Origin of the sequence: Planobispora longispora (genome assembly GCF_016863135.1) — a bacterium.
GTDB classification, from domain to species: domain Bacteria; phylum Actinomycetota; class Actinomycetes; order Streptosporangiales; family Streptosporangiaceae; genus Planobispora; species Planobispora longispora.
On the sequence record NZ_BOOH01000052.1, the window covers coordinates 120,635 to 138,515 of the forward strand.

16 protein-coding genes are annotated in these 17,881 nt (G+C 73.6%); 9 read left to right on the forward strand and 7 right to left on the reverse strand.

The genetic code is table 11. From position 1 onward, the window contains the following. Positions 1-92 precede the first annotated feature (92 nt). A complete protein-coding gene (locus Plo01_RS31400; protein WP_239317436.1) occupies positions 93-1,232 on the reverse strand; it encodes an acyl-CoA dehydrogenase family protein in 1,140 nt (379 codons plus the stop codon). Beyond that, on the reverse strand, positions 1,229-2,359 hold the full coding sequence (locus Plo01_RS31405; RefSeq protein ID WP_203894351.1) for an acyl-CoA dehydrogenase family protein: 1,131 nt from the start codon (positions 2,357-2,359) through the stop codon (positions 1,229-1,231). The genes Plo01_RS31400 and Plo01_RS31405 overlap by 4 nt, the downstream gene beginning before the upstream one ends. A 98-nt stretch (positions 2,360-2,457) precedes the next feature. Here Plo01_RS31405 and Plo01_RS31410 point away from each other — a divergent pair, with 98 nt between their 5' ends. The 6 genes from Plo01_RS31410 (at position 2,458) to Plo01_RS31435 (ending at position 6,807) form a co-directional block, all read left to right on the forward strand. After that, positions 2,458-3,234 carry an SDR family oxidoreductase gene (locus Plo01_RS31410; protein WP_203894352.1) on the forward strand — a complete coding sequence of 259 codons (777 nt, stop codon included), beginning with the start codon at positions 2,458-2,460 and terminating at the stop codon, positions 3,232-3,234. A 14-nt stretch (positions 3,235-3,248) separates the two neighbouring features. After that, positions 3,249-3,866, forward strand: a complete 618-nt coding sequence (locus Plo01_RS31415; protein WP_203894353.1) for a TetR/AcrR family transcriptional regulator — start codon at positions 3,249-3,251, stop codon at positions 3,864-3,866. A gap of 10 nt (positions 3,867-3,876) precedes the next feature. Beyond that, positions 3,877-5,040, forward strand: a complete 1,164-nt coding sequence (locus tag Plo01_RS31420; RefSeq protein ID WP_203894354.1) for an acetyl-CoA C-acetyltransferase — start codon at positions 3,877-3,879, stop codon at positions 5,038-5,040. 127 nt (positions 5,041-5,167) lie between these two features. Then, on the forward strand, positions 5,168-5,518 hold the full coding sequence (locus tag Plo01_RS31425) for an ArsR/SmtB family transcription factor (RefSeq protein WP_203894355.1): 351 nt from the start codon (positions 5,168-5,170) through the stop codon (positions 5,516-5,518). Continuing rightward, the gene (locus tag Plo01_RS31430) at positions 5,519-5,788 is read left to right on the forward strand and encodes a hypothetical protein (RefSeq protein WP_203894356.1); all 270 of its coding nucleotides are present in this window, start codon (positions 5,519-5,521) and stop codon (positions 5,786-5,788) included. A 50-nt stretch (positions 5,789-5,838) separates the two neighbouring features. Further along, positions 5,839-6,807 (forward strand): NAD(P)-dependent alcohol dehydrogenase, encoded by a 969-nt coding sequence (locus Plo01_RS31435; protein ID WP_203894357.1) that lies wholly within the window; start codon positions 5,839-5,841, stop codon positions 6,805-6,807. A gap of 145 nt (positions 6,808-6,952) precedes the next feature. Here Plo01_RS31435 and Plo01_RS31440 read toward each other — a convergent pair whose 3' ends face one another. Both Plo01_RS31440 and Plo01_RS31445 read right to left on the reverse strand, forming a co-directional pair. After that, positions 6,953-7,237 carry a DUF6343 family protein gene (locus Plo01_RS31440; protein WP_203894358.1) on the reverse strand — a complete coding sequence of 95 codons (285 nt, stop codon included), beginning with the start codon at positions 7,235-7,237 and terminating at the stop codon, positions 6,953-6,955. Positions 7,238-7,268: 31 nt separating this feature from the next. After that, a complete protein-coding gene (locus Plo01_RS31445; protein WP_203894359.1) occupies positions 7,269-9,986 on the reverse strand; it encodes an MXAN_6230/SCO0854 family RING domain-containing protein in 2,718 nt (905 codons plus the stop codon). 156 nt (positions 9,987-10,142) lie between these two features. Between Plo01_RS31445 and Plo01_RS31450 the strand changes: the two genes are divergently transcribed. Next, entirely contained in the window at positions 10,143-11,726 is a 1,584-nt protein-coding gene (locus Plo01_RS31450; protein WP_203894360.1) for an alpha-amylase family glycosyl hydrolase, read from the forward strand. Positions 11,727-12,057: 331 nt separating this feature from the next. After that, positions 12,058-14,721 (forward strand): glycoside hydrolase family 3 protein, encoded by a 2,664-nt coding sequence (locus Plo01_RS31455; RefSeq protein ID WP_203894361.1) that lies wholly within the window; start codon positions 12,058-12,060, stop codon positions 14,719-14,721. Between the two features lie 141 nt (positions 14,722-14,862). Here Plo01_RS31455 and Plo01_RS31460 read toward each other — a convergent pair whose 3' ends face one another. Then, positions 14,863-15,123, reverse strand: a complete 261-nt coding sequence (locus Plo01_RS31460) for a DUF2277 domain-containing protein (protein WP_203894362.1) — start codon at positions 15,121-15,123, stop codon at positions 14,863-14,865. Between the two features lie 171 nt (positions 15,124-15,294). Here Plo01_RS31460 and Plo01_RS31465 point away from each other — a divergent pair, with 171 nt between their 5' ends. Further along, the gene (locus Plo01_RS31465) at positions 15,295-15,549 is read left to right on the forward strand and encodes a hypothetical protein (protein ID WP_203894363.1); all 255 of its coding nucleotides are present in this window, start codon (positions 15,295-15,297) and stop codon (positions 15,547-15,549) included. Positions 15,550-15,700: 151 nt separating this feature from the next. Here the strand turns inward: Plo01_RS31465 and Plo01_RS31470 are convergent, their stop codons facing one another. After that, positions 15,701-16,573, reverse strand: coding sequence for an amidohydrolase family protein (locus Plo01_RS31470; protein ID WP_275415443.1), 873 nt, complete (start codon positions 16,571-16,573; stop codon positions 15,701-15,703). 110 nt (positions 16,574-16,683) lie between these two features. Further along, positions 16,684-17,796 carry a hypothetical protein gene (locus tag Plo01_RS31475; protein WP_203894364.1) on the reverse strand — a complete coding sequence of 371 codons (1,113 nt, stop codon included), beginning with the start codon at positions 17,794-17,796 and terminating at the stop codon, positions 16,684-16,686. Positions 17,797-17,881 lie beyond the last annotated feature (85 nt).

Sequence of the window (17,881 nt, forward strand, 5' to 3'; positions counted from 1 at the left end):
TTCACGCGATGCTTTCACGCGCGATGCTCTCCCGCGCGAGGCTTGGACACGGGAGATCGTCTTGCGGGCGGCCGCATCAGCCGGTCACCCGGCTACTCGGCGCTTTCCCGGTCTCCCGTCAGGCGGGAGAGCACGCGGGCGCGGTGCGCGGCGGGGGAGCCCCAGGCCGAGCGCAGGGCGCGGGCCTTGCGGATCCACAGGCTCGGGTCGTACTCGTCGGTGTAGCCGATGGCGCCGTGCACCTGCAGGGCGGTCCTGGCCGCCGCGTAGGCGGCGTCCGAGGCCGCGGCCTTCGCGGCCGACACGTCGCGGGAGAAGTCCGGCGAGCCGTACGCCAGGGCCGCGCCGTGGACCAGCGGGCGGGCGTACTCCAGGGCCACGAGCACGTCGGCGAGCTGGTGCTTGACCGCCTGGAACCCGCCGATCGGCCGCCCGAACTGCCGCCGCGTCCCGGCGTACTCCACCGTGACCTCCAGCAGCCGCCGTCCCACCCCGGCCAGCTGGGCGGCGCAGGCCAGCGCGCCCAGGTCGAAGGCCGCCCCGGCCGCCGCCCGCACCGCCGGGCCGGAGACCGGGGCCGTCCCCGCCTCCACGGAGAACAGCCGCCGGGCCGGATCGAGCGAGGTCCGGACCGTCCCCGGGACCGCGGCGCGCAGCTCGTCGCCGTCCACGACCAGGACGAGGTCGGCGGCGTCGGCGTCCAGCGCGTACGGCACGGCCGGGGGGAGCGCGAGCGAGACGACGGCCGCGCCCTCGGCGATCCGCGGCAGCCACGCGGCGGCGAGCTCCCCGCCGTGGTCTCCGCTGCTTCCGCCGCCGGACGCCCGGTCCTCGGAGTCTTCATGGCCGGACGCCCGGTCCTCGGAGTCTTCATGGCCGGACGCCCGGTCTTCAAAGTCTTCATGGCCGGACCCCAGGCCGGCGCCGTCGCCGAGCCGGGCCAGCAGTTCGGCGGCGGCGACGGTCTCGGCCAGCGGCCCGGGCACGGCGTGCCGTCCCAGCTCGTGGAAGGCGGTCACCAGCTCCACCGGGAGCGGGCCCGCCCCGCCCGCCGCCTCGGGGACGGCCAGCGCGAAGACCCCCGCCTCGGCGAGCGAGCGCCACAACGCCCGGCCGGGCTCCGGGTCCCCGGCGGCCCAGGCCCGGACCGCGCCCGGCGTGCCGGCCCCGGCCAGCAGCTTGTTCAGGGTCTCGCCGAACAGCCGCTGCTCGGCGTCGAGGACGAACTTCACGCCTTCCCCTCCCTGGGCAGGCCGAGCACGCGCTCGGCGATGACGTTGCGCTGGATCTCGTTGGTCCCGGCGTAGATCGGCCCGGCGAGGGAGAAGACGTAGCCCTCCAGCCAGTCGCCCTCCAGCTCGCCGTCCGGGCCCAGCAGGTCGAGCGCGGTCTCGTGCAGCGCCACGTCCAGTTCGGACCAGAAGACCTTGTTGACGCTGGACTCGGCGCCCACGTCCTCGGTGCGGGAGACGGTCTCGAAGCCCTTCAGCCGGTAGGCGCGAGCCTTGATCCAGGCGTCGGCCACCCGGTCCCGCAGCGCGGTGTCGGCGGGGTCGGCGCGCTCGCGCCAGAGTCCGACCAGCCGGTCGGCGGCGGCCGTGAACCGTCCCGGGCTGCGCAGGGTCAGTCCCCGCTCGCTGCCGGTGGTGCCCATGGCGACCTTCCAGCCCTCGCCGGGCTCGCCGACGACGTCGGCGTCGGGCACGAAGACGTCGTCGAAGAACAGCTCGGCGAAGGCGGGCTTGCCGTCGAGGCGGCCGATCGGCCGCCGGGTGAGGCCCTCGGCGTCCAGCGGGAACATCAGGTAGGTCAGGCCCCGGTGCCGCCCGGCCTCCGGGTCGGAGCGGAACGGGCCGAAGCCCCGGTCGGCGAAGGCCGCGCGCGAGCTCCACGTCTTCTGCCCGTTCAGCAGCCAGCCGCCGTCGACGCGGGTCGCGGTGGCGCGCAGCGCGGCCAGGTCGCTGCCCGCCCCCGGCTCCGACCAGGCCTGCGCCCAGATCACCTCGCCGGAGGCCATCGGCGGCAGGACGCGGTCGAGCTGCTCGGGGGTGCCGTACTTGAAAAGGGTGGGCGCCAGCAGGTTGATGCCGTTCTGGCTGACCCGGCCGGGCGCCCCGGCCGCGTAGTACTCCTCCTCGAAGACCAGCCACTCCAGCGGGGTCGCGTCCCGCCCGCCGTACCGGGCGGGCCAGGAGACGACGGAGAGCCGGGCCGCGGCCAGCTCGCGCTCCCAGGCGCGGTGGGCGGCGAAGCCCTCCCCGGTCTCCAGGGAGGGCAGGGGGGCGGCCGGGACGTGGGCGCGGAGCCAGTCGCGGACCTCGGCGCGGAACGGTTCCACGGAGGACAGGTCGAGATCCATCGGCGGCCGCCTTCATGCTCGGGGAGCCCTTGGTTCTTTCTAACAACTGTTTGGTAGAGTAAACCATGTGATCCTCGGCGAGGAGAGGGGGAACGGGCGTGAAGCCGTCCTACATCCCGGGTCATGGCCTGCTGCGCGGCCGGGTCGCGGTGGTGACCGCCGCCGCGGGCACCGGCATCGGGGGCGCCTGCGCCCGTCGCATGCTCGAGGAGGGCGCCCGCGTGGTGATCAGCGACGCCCACGAGCGGCGGCTGGGGGAGAGCCGGGCCGCCCTGGAGAAGGAGTTCGGCGCCGGCGCGGTGGCCGCGGCGCCGTGCGACGTGACCTCCGAGGAACAGGTCCGGAACCTGTTCGCGGGGGCCGAGGAGCTGTTCGGGCCGGTGGACGTGCTCGTCAACAACGCCGGGCTGGGCGGCACCGCCACGCTCGCCGAGATGACCGACGAGCAGTGGCACCGGGTGATCGACGTCACGCTGAACGGCACCATGCGCTGCACCCGGGCCGCGCTGCGGCGAATGCAGCCCCGGGGCCGCGGGGTGATCGTCAACAACGCCTCGGTGATCGGCTGGCGGGCGCAGGAGGGGCAGGCCCACTACGCGGCGGCCAAGGCCGGGGTCATGGCGCTGACCAGGTGCGCGGCCGTCGAGGCGGCGCCGTACGGCGTGCGGGTCAACGCGGTGGCCCCCTCGCTGGCCATGCACCCGCACCTGGCCAAGGTGACCACCGAGGAGCTGCTGGCGGAGCTCGCCGGGAAGGAGGCCCTCGGGCGGGCCGCGGAGCCCTGGGAGGTGGCCAACGTTATCGTCTTCCTGGCCAGCGACTACTCCTCGTACATGACGGGAGAGGTCGTCTCCGTCTCCAGTCAGCACCCCTGAGAGGTCCGCATCCCATGAGCCCACGACGCCGAGACTCCGAGAGCACCGCCGCGGCCCGCGCCGAGCGCCGCGCCGAGCTGCTCGCCACGGCGGCGGAGGTGTTCGCGTCGCGGGGATACTCCGCCACCACGGTCCGCGAGGTGGCCGATGCGGCGGGCATGCTCGGCGGCAGCCTCTATTACCACTTCGACTCCAAGGAGTCGATGGTCGACGAGATCCTGTCGACGTTCCTCACCGACATGTGGGCGGCCTACGACCGGGTGCTCGGCTCCGGCCTCGGCGCGCGGGAGACCTTCCAGGAGCTGATCGTCGAGTCGTTCCGGACGATCGACCGCCACCGCCCGGCGGTCGTGATCTACCAGAACGAGTCCAAGCACCTGGCGTCCGGCCCGCGCTTCGACTACCTGCTCGACTCCCAGCGGCGCTTCCGGGAGATGTGGCTGTCGGTCCTGGACCGGGGCGTCCTGACCGGGGAGTTCCGCGCCGACCTCGACACCGGCCTGATCTACCGGTTCATCCGCGACACCGTCTGGCTGGCCGCGAGCTGGTACCGCGGTGACGGCCCGCTGCCCGCCGACGAGATCGCCCGGCAGTACATCGCGATGGTCCTGGAAGGGATCCTGGCAACCTAGGGAGTTTCCGATGTCCTTCTCACCCCCCGAGGCCTACATCGTCGAGGCGGTCCGCGCCCCCGTGGGCAGGCGCGGCGGCGGCCTGTCCGGCGTGCACCCCGCCGACCTGGGCGCGCACGTGCTGACCGCGCTGATGGAGCGCTCCGGGGCGGACCCGGCCGCGGTGGAGGACGTGGTCTTCGGCTGCGTGGACACGATCGGCCCCCAGGCCGGGGACATCGCCCGCACCTGCTGGCTGGCCGCAGGGCTGCCGGAGGAGGTGCCGGGCGTCACCGTCGACCGCCAGTGCGGCTCCTCCCAGCAGGCGGTGCACTTCGCCGCGCAGGCCGTGCTGTCCGGGACCGCCGACCTCGTGGTCGCCGGGGGAGTGCAGAGCATGTCGCAGATCCCCATCGGCTACGCCATGACCGCCGGGCAGGCGCTCGGCTTCGACAGCCCGTTCACCGGCTCCCGGGGCTGGCGGGAGCGGTACGGCGAGCAGGAGGTCTCCCAGTTCCGCGGCGCCGAGATGATCGCCGAACGGTGGGACATCTCCCGCACGGACATGGAGGAGTTCGCCTACACCTCGCATCAGCGGGCGATCCGGGCGATCGACGAGGGGCGCTTCGCCCGCGAGATCGTGCCCCTGGAGGGTGTCGAGCACGACGAGGGGCCGCGCCGCGACACCTCCCTCGAGAAGATGGCCGGCCTGAAGCCCCTGGCCGAGGGGGGACGGCTGACCGCGGCGGCGGCCTCGCAGATCTCCGACGGCGCGGCGGCGCTGTTGATCGCCTCGGAGCAGGCCGTACGGGACCACGGCCTGCGGCCCCGCGCGCGCATCCACCACCTGTCGGCGCGCGGGGAGGACCCGATCTGGATGTTGTCGGCGCCGATCCCCGCCACGGCCCACGCGCTGAAGAAGGCCGGGATGTCGATCGGCGACATCGACGCGGTGGAGATCAACGAGGCGTTCGCCTCGGTCGTGCTGGCCTGGCTGAAGGAGACGGGAGCCGACCCCGGGCGGGTCAACCCCAACGGCGGCGCGATCGCCCTGGGCCACCCGCTCGGCGCCACCGGGGCCCGGCTGATGACCTCGCTCCTGCACGAGCTGGAGCGCACCGGCGGCCGGTACGGCCTGCAGACGATGTGCGAGGGCGGCGGCCAGGCCAACGTCACCGTCATCGAACGCCTCTGACACGGCGGGCGGACGCGGCGCCGGATTCACAGGATCCGCGCGCCGCCGGAGGACTTCCGGCGGCGCGGATCCTGCTGTATGAGCTATGCTTCATATGTAAGGAAATTCTTTCACATGAAGGAGTGCCATGACGGGGGGAGTGCCGACCGGTGACGAACTGGTCGTGATGCTCGCGGCGCTGGCCAACCCCCTGCGGCTGCGCATCGTCGCCAGGCTCGCCGGCGGACGCGACTACGTGAGCCGCATGGCCCGCGACATCGGGATCAGCCGGCCGCTCCTGCACATGCACCTGCAGCGGCTGGAGGCCGCCGGTCTGATCGCCGGAAGCCTCGAGCTGTCCGAGGACGGCAAGGCCATGAAGTACTACGAGCTCACGGACTTCCACCTGCACCTGACCGCCTCGACCGTGGCCGAGGCGGTCCAGACCCTCACCCGATCGGACCCGGACAGGGGTCCCTCATCCAAGGAGCAGTCCTAGATGGACACGACGACCTGGCCCGGCACGGTCCTGATCCTGGGCCTGTCGCTCCTGGCCCTGTTCCTGCTCATCGGCACCGCGGCGACGGTCCTGGAGTTCCGCAAGCTGAAGATGTCCGCCGCGGTGCAGGAGGAGCTGCGCCAGCTCGTGCGCCGCTACGAGCAGCTCGCCGAGAACACCCTGGACGCCCAGCGGCGGACGGCGAACGACGTCTCCGAGCTGCGGTCGCGCGCGGCCTCGATCGAGCAGATCCTGCGGTCCGTCGAATGAACGAGCACCCCCGGCACCCCTCAGCTCCCTCAGCGCCCGAGGAGAACACGATGAAGGCGATTCTTCAGGAGAAGTACGGTTCGGCCGAGGTCCTGCGGCTCGGTGAGCTCGACAAGCCGGTGCCCGGCGACGACGAGGTCCTGGTGCGCGTCCACGCGGCGTCGGTGACCCACGGCGACCTGGTGACCATGACGGGCCTGCCGTACCTGGGCCGCCTGGCGTTCGGGCTGCGCGGGCCGAGGCGGAAGGTCCCGGGCCGGGACGTCGCCGGGGAGGTCGAGGCCGTCGGCGGGAACGTGACGCGGTTCCGGCCGGGCGACGAGGTGTACGCCGAAGTCGCCGCCGGAGGCTTCGCCGAGTACGTCTGCGTCGCCGAGGAACTGCTGTGCCCGAAGCCGGCCAACCTGACCTTCGCGCAGGCGGCGGCCGTGCCCTGGGCGGCGAAGACCGCGCTGCAGGGCCTGCGCGACCGCGGCGGGATACGGCGGGGGCAGAAGGTGCTGATCAACGGGGCGTCGGGAGGCGTGGGCACCTTCGCCGTGCAGATCGCCAAATCGTTCGGGGCGGAGGTGACCGGCGTGTGCAGCACGAGGAACGTGGAACTGGTCCGCTCGATCGGCGCCGACCACGTCGTCGACTACACCCGCGAGGATTTCACCAGGGGCGACCGCCGCTACGACCTCATCTTCGACCTGGCGGGGAGCCGCTCGCTGGCCGAGTGCCGGCGGGTGCTGACCCCCCGCGGGACCCTCGTCCTGTCCTCCTCGAAGGGCGGCCGGTGGTTCGGGCCGATGGGCCGGCTCACGGGGGCCCTGGCACTGGCGCCGTTCGTACGGCAGAACCTGCGCGGCAACGTGGCGCGGCAGAACCGGAAGAACCTCCTCGACCTCAAGGAGATGGTCGAGTCCGGGAAGATCACCCCGGCGATCGACAGGACCTACCCGCTGAGCGAGGTCCCCGAGGCGATGCGGTACTTCAGCGAGGAGCACGCCCGGGCGAAGGTCGTCATCACCGTGTGAGACCGGGAGCGGAGGGGCCCCGGCCGCCCCCGGCCTCCGTGCCGGCCGCCGCGGCGCCAGGATGTCCTCGCTGTACGGGGGACGGCCGCCTCCCGCCTTCAGGTCCTTCTCGATGCCCTTGACCAGCGCCCGCGACGGGACCGCGTCACCGGGTGGCCCGGTGACGCAGTATCACCGCGATGTCGAAAGTGGCGACGGCCGTGAGCGCCGCCATCGCGATCGCCAGGAGCGGCTGGCCGATGATGACGGCCAGGCCCGCGAACACGCCGCAGACGGCCATGCCGGAGGTCGCCAGCACCAGCCGCAGGATGAGCGCGCTCCGCGGCGGCTCGGCGGTCGGGGAGAACTGCGACCACGGCCGCCTCCGCAGCATGCGGGCGAAGAAATCCTCCGCCGGTCCCCGGTGCGTGATCTTATGGTGTCGTTCCATGATGTCCACCTCCTCGCCGGACACCTACCTCCTACGGAGGCGGATAAGCGGCCGGGACGGGGACGGTCGCGGGGGAGAGCAGGTCGACCAGGCCGGACGCGTCGAGCGTCTCGATCCCGGCGGGGTCGAGGCGGCCGGGATGCAGGGCGTAGACCTGCGCGCCGCCGGCGACGCCGAGATCGTCCTCGATGACCGCGGCGAAGCCCGCCTCGGGAGGCGTGTGCCGTCCGGCGGGGGCGGCTCCCCGGTCCGGAGGCGCCAGGCCCGCCTCCTCGCGTGTCGCCCACGTGCGGTCCGGGAGCGTGCGGGCGGTGAGGCGGGCGGCGAGTCCGGCCGCCGTCTCGTCCGGGCCGCGCCGGTAGTGGCCGACCGTGCCGTCGCGGTGCCGTACGACGACCTCGGCGGCCCGGGCGGCGGCGTGCCAGCAGGCCGCCTCCCAGAGGGTGACGCGGTCGCCGAGGCCGAAGGCGTCCTCCAGCGCCGAGCTCAGCCGGGCGAGCTGCCCGTGGTGCTCGTCGAGGTCGTTGAAGCCGCCGTCGGTGGAGAGGTTGAGGTCGGCCCAGCGCATCGTGCGGGACCACAGGTCGGCGACGAGCGGCACCATGATCTTGGCGGGCCCGGTCAGGTCGAAGCGCTGCCGTACGGCGAGCGGGTCGAACAGGTCGCCGGGCGGCGCGTCCATGAACCCCGCGAACCCCCGCACGAGCCGGTCGAACGGGACGTCGTTGTAGCTGAAGACGACCGGGACCGCGTAGCGGCCGCCGATCGCGCGCATCGCCCTGACGTCCAGGTCGACGAACTCGGAGGCGCCCAGCGGCTCGGGGGCGGAGGTGAGGTCGCCGGAGTGCACGGCGGCGTCACCGCCGAGGATCAGGTTGGTGTAGTCGCACAGGCCGGTGAACTCCCACCGTTCGTCGAACAGCGCCACCGACAGGTCCAGGTCGACCCGGCGGTCCTCGGGCTGGGCCCAGTGCAGGAACAGCCGGATCCGCCCGCCGGAGGGGAGCGGCCGGACGCTGCCGCGCGGCAGCCGCACCAGGGAGGAGGAGGCCGAGCGCTCCGCGACCGGCGCCAGGAGGTCGGTCAGCTCCTCGTCCAGCACCGCCCGTTCCACCGGGGGCAGGGCGGCGGCGCGGCGCAGCATCTCACCGATGATCGCCGACGCGACCGCGCTGACGGCCGGCGCGGGGACCGGCGGGCGGACATCGGGCTCGGTCCAGATCCGGACCGTGCCGCCGCGCGGCAGGAAGACCCGGGTGCCGCCGGGCGGCGTGCGGAGCTGGCCGAGCGCGGCGATCAGCACGCCGGGGGAGACCCTCGGCGCGGTCTCGGCGACCGCGGCGGCCAGTCGCCCGGCCGGGATGTGCCGGGCCAGGTGCACGAGCCGCCGGGCCAGCTCGCCGGGGCGCCCGCCGAGCAGGTCGAGCGCGCGGGCGTGGTCGCCGTCGCGCAGCGCCGCCTCGACCCGGCCGGCGAACGTGAGCGGGCGCAGCCGCACGCCGTCGAACCGGACGACCTCGGGGTGCGCGGCGGCGCGGGCGAGCAGTTCCCCGGCCTGCGGGGTTCCGGCGTCCAGCCGGGTGCCGCGCAGCACGGCGAAGGCCAGCGCCGCGTCCGGGTGCCGCCGGTGGTGCTCGAACGGGTGCAGCACCTCGGCCATGCGCTTCCACGCCTCGGGGTGGCGGAGCAGGTCCTCGACCAGGTGCGGCACGGGCATCCGGTCCATCCGCTCCAGCAGCGCGCGCCGTACGGGCCGGGGCAGGGAGGTGCGGCGGGGCAGCGGGGCGCGCATGCCGGGGTCGCCGCCCATCAGGGCGTACAGCAGGCGGAGCACGTCCGTCGCGGTGTCGGTGTGCCGCTCCAGCAGGTCGCGGGCCCCTCGGGCGTCGCGCGACAGGGCCGCGGCCAGGACCAGCGCGCGGGTCTCGCGGACCGGGATCCGCTCGGGCAGCCAGCCCGCCGAGCGCGGCCAGAAGTCGCCGAGCAGGGCCTCGATCGCGGCGCGGTCCTCCGCGCGGGCCGGGGTCTGCCGGTCCAGCAGCTCCCGGAGCATCTCGCGGGCGACCTCGGCCGGATCCTCGCACGACCACAGCAGGACGGCCCGGTCCGGCAGCGGCTCCCGCCTGGCGTTCTTGGCGACGGCCTCGGCCACCGGGTCGTCGGCGGGCCGCAGGAACGGGTCGTCGAGGTCGATGCGGCGGTGGCAGAGCGGGCAGGCGCTGAAGTCGGCCCCGTCCCAGCAGGCGCGGCAGACCAGGTGGGCGCAGGGCGAGACCGGGTGGACGGCGTCGACCGTTCCGCACAGCACGCACGGCTGCCGCGGCTCCTGCAGGAGCAGGGCGAACACCCGCCGCACGTAGAACTCGAAGGTGTCGGCGGGGACGCTCTGCGGGAAGTCGCGGAACAGCGGGACGTGGTCCACGTGGCCGCCGTACTCGGCCAGCAGGGCCTCCAGCAGGGCGCGGCCGGCCCGGGCCAGCCCGGCGCCGTCCAGCTCGCCCAGACTGCGGCGGAGCGGGGCGGACAGCAGGTAGCCCAGCCGCAGCAGGTCGGCCTCCAGGGCCAGCAGGCCCGCGGCGGGATCGGGCGCGGCGCCGGCCCCGCCCTTGCGGCGGCGCGAGGCCACGACGGCCGTCGGCTTCCACCAGCGTGCCGCCGGACCGGGGGAGTCCGGCGGCGGAAGGTCGAGCAGCAGGCTCGGAGAGGTCATGCGGCGCCGCCGCAGCAGCGTCTCGGCCAGCCACGTCATCGGACCCCCCTCGCCCGGGAAAGATGGAGAAGGGGCGGAGAGCGGACGCGCTACGTATCTTTTGCAGAGATAGGAGAAGGAAGCACGTCCAGGAGCCGCCCCTTAGCCGACGACTGTATCGGGCATTCAGTGCATATGCCGTTTATTTCTCGTCCGATGGACGCCTCCACGGCGTGGTGGCGCGAGTCCGTCGTCTACCAGATCTATCCCCGCTCGTTCGCCGACTCCGACGGCGACGGGGTGGGCGACCTCGCCGGGATCACCGCCCGGCTCGGCCACGTCGCGGGCCTGGGCGCGCAGGCGGTCTGGCTCACCCCGTTCCAGCGGTCGCCGCAGGCCGACCACGGCTACGACGTCAGCGACTACTGCGACGTCGACCCGGTCTTCGGGAGCCTGGCCGACTTCGACGCGTTCGCCGCCGAGGCGCGCCGCCTGGGGCTCAAGGTGATCGTCGACCTGGTGCCGAACCACTGCTCCGTCGCCCACCCGCTGTTCCGGGCGGCGCTGGCCGCCGGGCCGGGCAGCCCGGAGCGGGCCCGCTTCCACTTCGCCCCGGGCCGGGGACCGGACGGCGGCGCGCCGCCCAACAACTGGTTCAGCGTCTTCGGAGGTCCCGCCTGGACGCGGGTGACCGAGCCCGACGGATCGCCCGGGGAGTGGTACCTCCACCTGTACGCCCCCGAGCAGCCCGACTGGAACTGGCGCGACCCGCGCACCGCCCCCTTCTTCGACGACGTCGTGCGGTTCTGGTTCGACCGGGGCGCGGACGGGCTGCGCGTCGACGTCGCCCACGGACTGTTCAAGGCCGAGGGGCTGCCCGACCTCCGGCGCACCGGGGTCCTGGAGCCGATGCGGCTGCGGGCCAACCCGCTGGCCTGCGACCTCGAGGAGGTGCACGAGGTCTACCGCCGCTGGCGGGCCATCGCCGACTCCTGCGAACCGCCGCGCGCGCTGATCGGCGAGGTCAACCTGGACCCCGACCGGGCCGGGCGCTACACCCGGCCGGATGAACTGCACCAGGCGTTCGCCTTCGCCTTCCTGGTGGCGCCCTGGGACGCGGAGGCCTGGCGGGCCGCCGGGACCGCCCTGCTCGCCGGGGACCCGCCGAAGGCGCCGGTGACCTGGGTGGTGGACAACCACGACGTGGTGCGCAGCGCGAGCCGCTACGGCCCGGCCCGCGGGCCGGCGCGGGCGCGGGCGGCGCTGCTGGCGGTGCTCGGGCTGCCCGGCGCGGCCTACCTGTACCAGGGACAGGAGCTCGGCCTGCCCGAGGTGGACGTCGCGCCCGAGGACCGCAGGGATCCCGCGTGGCCGCGGTCGGGAGTCTCCCGGGACGGCTGCCGGGTGCCGCTGCCCTGGCGGCGTGATCCGGTCGGGGCCCACGGGTTCTCGCCGCCCGGCGCGCGGCCTCCCTGGCTGCCGGTTCCCCCGGGGTGGGGCGGGCTGTCGGCCGAGGCGCAGGAGGGCGATCCGTCCTCGCCGCTGTGGTTGTGCCGCTCCGCCGTCGGGATACGGCGGCGGCTGCACGCCGAGGGCGTCCTGACCGCCGACGACCCGGTGGACTGGACGGCGGACGGGGACGGCCGGCTGGTGGCCGACCGCGCCGGACGGTTCACGCTGGTCCTGGCCATGGGCGACGATCCGGTACGGCTGCCGCCCGGCCGTCTCCTGCTGGCCGGCGGCCCCCTGACCGGCGACGGCCTGCTCCCGCCCGACACCGCCGCCTGGCTGCTGCCCTGAGCGGCCCCTCCTGCCGGCCGGCGGCTGACATCCGTCCGCGCCGCGGTGTGCGGGCTCGACGGCGTCCGGCGAGCTTCCGACGGACAGAGAGCGCTCTCGTTCAATGTGCAGGTCAGGAGCGATGCACTTCCCGTCACATGGCAGCGGGACGAGAAAAACGGCCATGATCATGGTGGCCGTCGACACGCCACGGGTGCAGGAGAAGATTCGGGATGATGAGAGAGCGCTCTCTCTTCCCTATTGACTCGACGCCTTCACAGGGTCAAGATCTGCACAGTGCGGACTCGGGGGACCGCCATGACTGTCGCAGCACTTCGAGAACGGACCCTCGATGACCAGACCCATCGCCCGATCGGGCGTCCTCCGCCGGAGCCGCGTCGCGGTCCTGGCGAGCCTCGCCGTCCTGGCCGCGGGCGTCACCGGAATCCCGGGCGCGAGCGCCGAGACCGCGACCGGCGAGCGGCAGCCGGTGATCGGCCAGCCGCGGCTGGACGCCCGCGGCTGCGCCCGCATCGAGAAGGACCTTCCCACCCTCGCCGACTGGCCCAAGGTCAACAGCCGGATCAAGAAGAACCCGGTGGACGAGTGGCGGATCAGGAAGATCCTCGCCGGGATGACCCTCGCCGAGAAGGTCGGCCAGATGACCCAGCCGGAGATCGCCGCGATCACCCCCGAGGAGGTCAAGCAGTACGGCATCGGCTCGGTGCTCAACGGCGGCGGCTCCTGGCCCGGCCGCGACAAGCACGCCTCGCCGCAGGCCTGGCTCGACCTGGCCGACGCCTACTGGGACGCCTCGGTCTCGACCAGGACGAAGATCCCCGTCATCTGGGGCATCGACGCCGTCCACGGCAACAACAACGTCTACGGCGCGACGGTCTTCCCGCACAACATCGGCCTGGGCGCCGCGCAGGACCCGTGCCTCGTCCGGGACATCGGCGAGGCCACCGCCGAGCAGATCCGCGCCACCGGCCAGGACTGGGCCTTCGCCCCCACCCTCGCCGTCGTCCGCGACGACCGCTGGGGCCGTACCTACGAGGGCTTCTCCGAGGACCCCCGGATCACCCGCGCCTACGGGTACGAGGCCGTCAAGGGCCTGCAGGGCAGGGGCCTGTTCCGCATCGGCTCCGACGGCGTCATCTCCACCGCCAAGCACTTCATCGGCGACGGCGGCACCCTCAGGGGCGTGGACCAGGGCGTCAACCCCTCGTCCGAGGCCGAGATGATCAACCTGCACGGCCAGGGCTACTACGGCGCGCTCGGCGCCGGAGCCCAGACCGTGATGGTCTCCTTCAACAGCTGGACCAACGAGGAACTCGGCATCACCGAGGGCAAGCTGCACGGCAGCAAGCGCGCCCTCACCGACATCCTCAAGATGAAGATGGGCTTCGACGGCCTGGTCGTCTCCGACTGGAACGGCATCGGCCAGGTGTCCGGCTGCACCAACGCCAGCTGCCCCCAGGCGGTCAACGCCGGCATCGACGTCTTCATGGTCCCCAACGACTGGAAGGCGTTCATCGCCAACACGGTCGCCCAGGTCGAGAGCGGCCAGATCCCGATGGCCCGCATCGACGACGCGGTCACCCGCATCCTGCGGGTGAAGCTGCGCGCCGGCGTGCTCGACGGGCGCAAGCCCTCCGAGCGCCGCCACGCCGGCTCGGCCGACGCGCTGGAGGCCGAGCGGCTCGCCCGGGAGGCCGTCCGCAAGTCGCAGGTCCTGCTGAAGAACAACGGCAAGGTGCTCCCGCTGGCCTCCGGGTCCAAGGTCCTCGTGGTCGGCAAGAGCGCCGACAGCATGCAGAACCAGACGGGCGGCTGGACTCTCACCTGGCAGGGCACCGGGAACACCAACGCCGACTTCCCCAACGGCGCCACGATCCTCGGCGGGCTGCGCGAGGCGCTCGGCGAGGCCAACGTCACCTTCAGCGAGACGGCCGACGGCGTCGACCCCGCCGCCTACGACGCGGTCATCGCGGTGATCGGCGAGACCCCGTACGCCGAGGGCGTCGGCGACCTGGCCCGGCGCACGCTGGAGGCGGCCAGGCTCTACCCCGGCGACCTCGCCGTGCTCGACAAGGTCGCGGGCAAGGGCAAGCCCGTGATCACCGTCTACGTCACCGGCCGCCCGCTCTGGGTGAACAAGGAGCTCAACCGCTCCGACGCCTTCGTCGTCGCCTGGCTGCCGGGCACCGAGGGCGGCGGCGTGGCCGACCTGCTCGTCCGCGGCAAGCACCGCGAGGGCTACACCGGCAAGCTGCCGTACTCCTGGCCGAAGACCGCCTGCCAGGCGCCGCTCAACGCGGGCGACGAGGGATACGACCCGCTCTTCCCGCTCGGGTACGGCCTGCGCCACGGCCAGACGGGCTCGGTCGGCACCCTCGACGAGACCGCGCCCACCACCTGCGGCACACCGGGCGGCGGCGGCGAGGCCACCGAGGACCTGGAGCTGTTCAACCGCGTCGACGTCGCGCCGTACAGAAGCTACATCGGGTCCGCCGAGAACTGGGGCGGCACCGAGATCGGCCCCGACGGCACGGCCGCGCACGCGGAGATCAGCGTCGTGCAGTCCGACGTCAACGTGCAGCAGGACGGCCTGAAGGCGACGTGGACCGGGACCGGCCCCGCGCAGATCTACAGCCAGAACCCGGCGGGCGGCACCGACCTGCGCGGCTATCTCAACGCCGACGCCGCCCTGGTCTTCGACACCATCGTGCACCAGCCGCCGGCGGCGCGGACCGTCATCAGCGCCCACTGCGTCTACCCCTGCTTCGCCGAGGTCGTGGCGACCTCGCTGTTCCAGGGGCTGCCCGTGGGGACGAAGGCGACCGTCAAGATCCCGATCTCCTGCTTCGCGGAGGGGGGTCTCGACATGGAGAACGTCAACACGCCGTTCCTGGTCTACACCGACGGGGCCTTCTCCGCGTCGTTCGCCAACATGCGCTGGGTCCCGAAGGCGGGCGCCGACCCCGACGCCAGGAAGTGCTCCGAGCTGACCTGACGGCCGTTGCGGCGACCGTCCCGACCTGACGACCGCGCGAGCGGAGACCGCGGAGATCCGGACCCAGCCGGATCGGGCGGACGCAGGCCGGAGGGTGACCCCCTCCGGCCTGCCGGGCCTCTCCCCGGCTTCCCGCCGTCGCTAGTTCCCCGCCGGAGCCGGCAGGGCGGGGCCGTCGCCTTGCGGGACCCGGGCGGAGCGTCCCAGCTGAAGCTCCGACAGGAGCTCCAGAGTCGCGGCGGTGACGGCGTCCACGGCCCGGTCGAAGGCCGCCGCGTTGCGCGCGGACGGGGCCCGGAAACCGGAGACCTTGCGGACGTACTGCAGCGCGGCGGCGCGCACGTCCTCCTCCGTCACGTCGTCGGCGTAGGGCTCGCGGAGAGTCTTGATGCTTCGGCACATATCAGGACCGTACGACATCCCTGTGACATATCTCGGGACCCTCTCCGGATCCCGGAAAGGGCCCGGAACGACGGGGAGATCCGCGGTATTCCCCCCTGGCCGGGCACCGCCGTCGTCGTCATACTTTCTCTTCTCGGGCGAACTCATGCCTCGCCGGGGAGGGATGCGCCGATGGACACATCGAACGGCCGGGTGCTGATCCTCATCGTGGTCGCGACCGCCGCGTTCTTCATCGGACGCCGCTTCCAGCGCACGAAGGACACCTGGTCGGGGTGGGGCAAGGCGGTCAAGGCCGTGGCGGACGCCAAGGACAAGGTCCCGGGCGCGAAGTCGGCGGCGTGGGCGGCGGCCCGAAACATGATCATGGTCGCCGTGGGGGCGCTGATCCTCTTCGCCGTGGTCGCGAACGCCATCCGGTACGGATGACGCCCCAGGCGGCACGGCCGCCCGCTGCCCGGGTCCCCGGACCTCCGGGCGACGGACCCCGGCCACGCTCAGAGCCCGGCCACGCTCAGAGCCCGGCCACGCTCAGAGCCCGGCCACGCTCAGACCCCGGGCCCGTGGACCCACGACACGCTCAGACCCCGAACATGCGTGCCGCGTTGTCGTGGCACACCGCGCGCAGCCAGGCGTCGCCGAGACCGAGGTCCGCCAGGCCCCGCAGCGCCTCGGCGTAGGGGTAGGGGATGTTCGGGAAGTCGGTGCCGAACAGGACCCGGTCTCCCAGGTCCGCGAGGCGGGGCAGCTGCTCGCGGGGGTAGGGCGAGAGCGTCTCGCTGAACACGGTGAAGGCCATCGTGGTGTCCAGGCACACCCCCGGATGGCGATCGGCGAGGTCCAGGAACTCGCCGTACTCGGGCATGCCCATGTGCGCCACGATCAGGCGCAGCCGCGGATGGCGGGCCAGCAGCCGGCCGACGGGCCCGGGACCGGTGTACCTGCCCGGGGCCGGGCCGGAGCCGCAGTGGGTGACGATCGGGATCCCGGCCTCGGCGAGCAGGCCCCACACCCCGTCCAGCAGCTCGTCGCCCGGGTCGTAGTCGCCGACCTGGAGGTGGGCCTTGAACACCCGGGCCCCGCCCTCGACGGCGCGGGCGACGTAGTCGACCGCCCCGGGCTCGGGGAAGAACGTGGCGGTGTGCAGGCAGTCCGGCGTCCGGGAGGCGAACTCGGCCGACCAGGCGTTGAGCCAGGCGGCCATCTGCGGCTTGTGCGGGTAGACCATGGAGGTGAACCGGCGCACGCCGAAGCCGCGCAGCGTGTCCAGCCGCAGCGACTCCTCGGTGCGGTAGGCGATGGGCCACCGCACGCCGGTCAGCGGGCCGACGGAGTCGAAATAGTTCCAGACCTTGGCCAGCACCCGCTCGGGCATGAAGTGCGTGTGCACGTCGATCAGCCCGGGCAGTCCCAGCCCCTTCCAGAAGGAGGCCACCTGCTCGCTCTCGGTCACGCGCCCACCCTACTCGCGGGCGCGCGGGAGATCACCCGGCACGGGGCACGCCGACCACCGCCCGGCTCCCGGGCGTACGGGAGAGCCCGTCCGGCGTACGCGGGCCACGCTCACGGGCGTACGCGGGCGAGCAGGTAGTGGTCGCCGTCACGCCAGAGCAGCCGGTTCCCGGTGACCATCGCCTCGCCGGGCAGGGCGACCGTCCTGGCCGTGCGCGGGTCGTACACCAGGGACTGGGAGACGTCGCGGTCCAGATGGCGCACCGAGTAGACCACGATCCGCTCTCCCGCGCTCACTCCCGCCCCGAAGTCGGCGGCCCCGCGGCGCGGCAGGTCCTCGACGGGCGCGTACGGCCGGCCGGTCCGGCGGTCGACGACGCGCAGGGCGGTCCGGTCGGCGAAGGCGAGAAGCCCGGGACCGGCGGCGATGGACTCCGCCCGCGCGGGCGGGAGGGGAAGGCCGCGGGCCTCCGCGCTCCCGCCGGTGCGCACGTTCACCCGGAGCAGCCGGTCCTTGCGCAGGAGGAACGCGTGGGGGTGGGAGAAGGCGACCAGAGTGCCCCGTGCCGGCAGGGTCCTGGGCCTGCCGGCGCATCCGCGCGCCGTCATCAGGCGTCCCCCCTCCGCCTCCCAGACCAGAAGGCGGCCTGAGAAGAAGAACGTCCTGCCGGTCCAGCCGGGGAGCGATCGCACCGCCCGCCGCCCGTGCTGATCCAGGCACCGCAGCCGCTCCCCCCAGGGCCACAGGTGGCCGCTCGCGCCGGTCGCCATCCGCCACAGGGACCACGGCTTGCCGGTGTCCCGCAGCAGGCGGGCCCCGCGCTCCCCGGGCCGCGCCCGCCACACGCCACGGCGCAGGTGGGTGAAGCCCGCGGAGTCCACGACCTGGGAGCCGCCCAGGACCGTGCCGTCCGCGCCGAGCGCCATGACGTCCAGCAGGGTGCCGTCCGGGAGCGAGCGCCGGATCCTGACGACGCTTCCCCGGTCGATCAGGCGGTCGAGGCCGGGCGGGATCGGCGTGCCCGCCGCCGATCCGCCGGAGGGATCCGCCGCATCCCGCTCGGGTACGGCGGGCGGTCCGCCGGAGGGAGCGGACATGTCCCGCTCGGTCACGGCGGGCGGTCCGCCGGAGGGCGCCCGCACCGCCTGCGCGGAGGCGGCGGGAAGGAGCAGGACGGTGGCGAGGAGGACTCCGGCGAAGGCCGGCTGTCGAGATTCGTCCATGGCGCTTCTCCTCCGCCTCGGCATCGCCTATCTCTTGAGACGAGACCGGTGGGCGAGTAGTTCACGCCGGTTCGGCGCGGGAGAG

What these genes read in the sequence shown, in the direction of transcription:
- Plo01_RS31405 (WP_203894351.1), bottom strand. Translation starts at nt 2,359, where the DNA reads ATGGATCTCGACCTGTCCTCCGTGGAACCGTTCCGCGCCGAGGTCCGC.
- Plo01_RS31415 (WP_203894353.1), top strand. Translation starts at nt 3,249, where the DNA reads ATGAGCCCACGACGCCGAGACTCCGAGAGCACCGCCGCGGCCCGCGCC.
- Plo01_RS31420 (WP_203894354.1), top strand. Translation starts at nt 3,877, where the DNA reads ATGTCCTTCTCACCCCCCGAGGCCTACATCGTCGAGGCGGTCCGCGCC.
- Plo01_RS31425 (WP_203894355.1), top strand. Translation starts at nt 5,168, where the DNA reads ATGACGGGGGGAGTGCCGACCGGTGACGAACTGGTCGTGATGCTCGCG.
- Plo01_RS31430 (WP_203894356.1), top strand. Translation starts at nt 5,519, where the DNA reads ATGGACACGACGACCTGGCCCGGCACGGTCCTGATCCTGGGCCTGTCG.
- Plo01_RS31435 (WP_203894357.1), top strand. Translation starts at nt 5,839, where the DNA reads ATGAAGGCGATTCTTCAGGAGAAGTACGGTTCGGCCGAGGTCCTGCGG.
- Plo01_RS31440 (WP_203894358.1), bottom strand. Translation starts at nt 7,237, where the DNA reads ATGGAACGACACCATAAGATCACGCACCGGGGACCGGCGGAGGATTTC.
- Plo01_RS31445 (WP_203894359.1), bottom strand. Translation starts at nt 9,986, where the DNA reads ATGACGTGGCTGGCCGAGACGCTGCTGCGGCGGCGCCGCATGACCTCT.
- Plo01_RS31450 (WP_203894360.1), top strand. Translation starts at nt 10,143, where the DNA reads ATGGACGCCTCCACGGCGTGGTGGCGCGAGTCCGTCGTCTACCAGATC.
- Plo01_RS31455 (WP_203894361.1), top strand. Translation starts at nt 12,058, where the DNA reads ATGACCAGACCCATCGCCCGATCGGGCGTCCTCCGCCGGAGCCGCGTC.
- Plo01_RS31460 (WP_203894362.1), bottom strand. Translation starts at nt 15,123, where the DNA reads ATGTGCCGAAGCATCAAGACTCTCCGCGAGCCCTACGCCGACGACGTG.
- Plo01_RS31465 (WP_203894363.1), top strand. Translation starts at nt 15,295, where the DNA reads ATGGACACATCGAACGGCCGGGTGCTGATCCTCATCGTGGTCGCGACC.
- Plo01_RS31475 (WP_203894364.1), bottom strand. Translation starts at nt 17,796, where the DNA reads ATGGACGAATCTCGACAGCCGGCCTTCGCCGGAGTCCTCCTCGCCACC.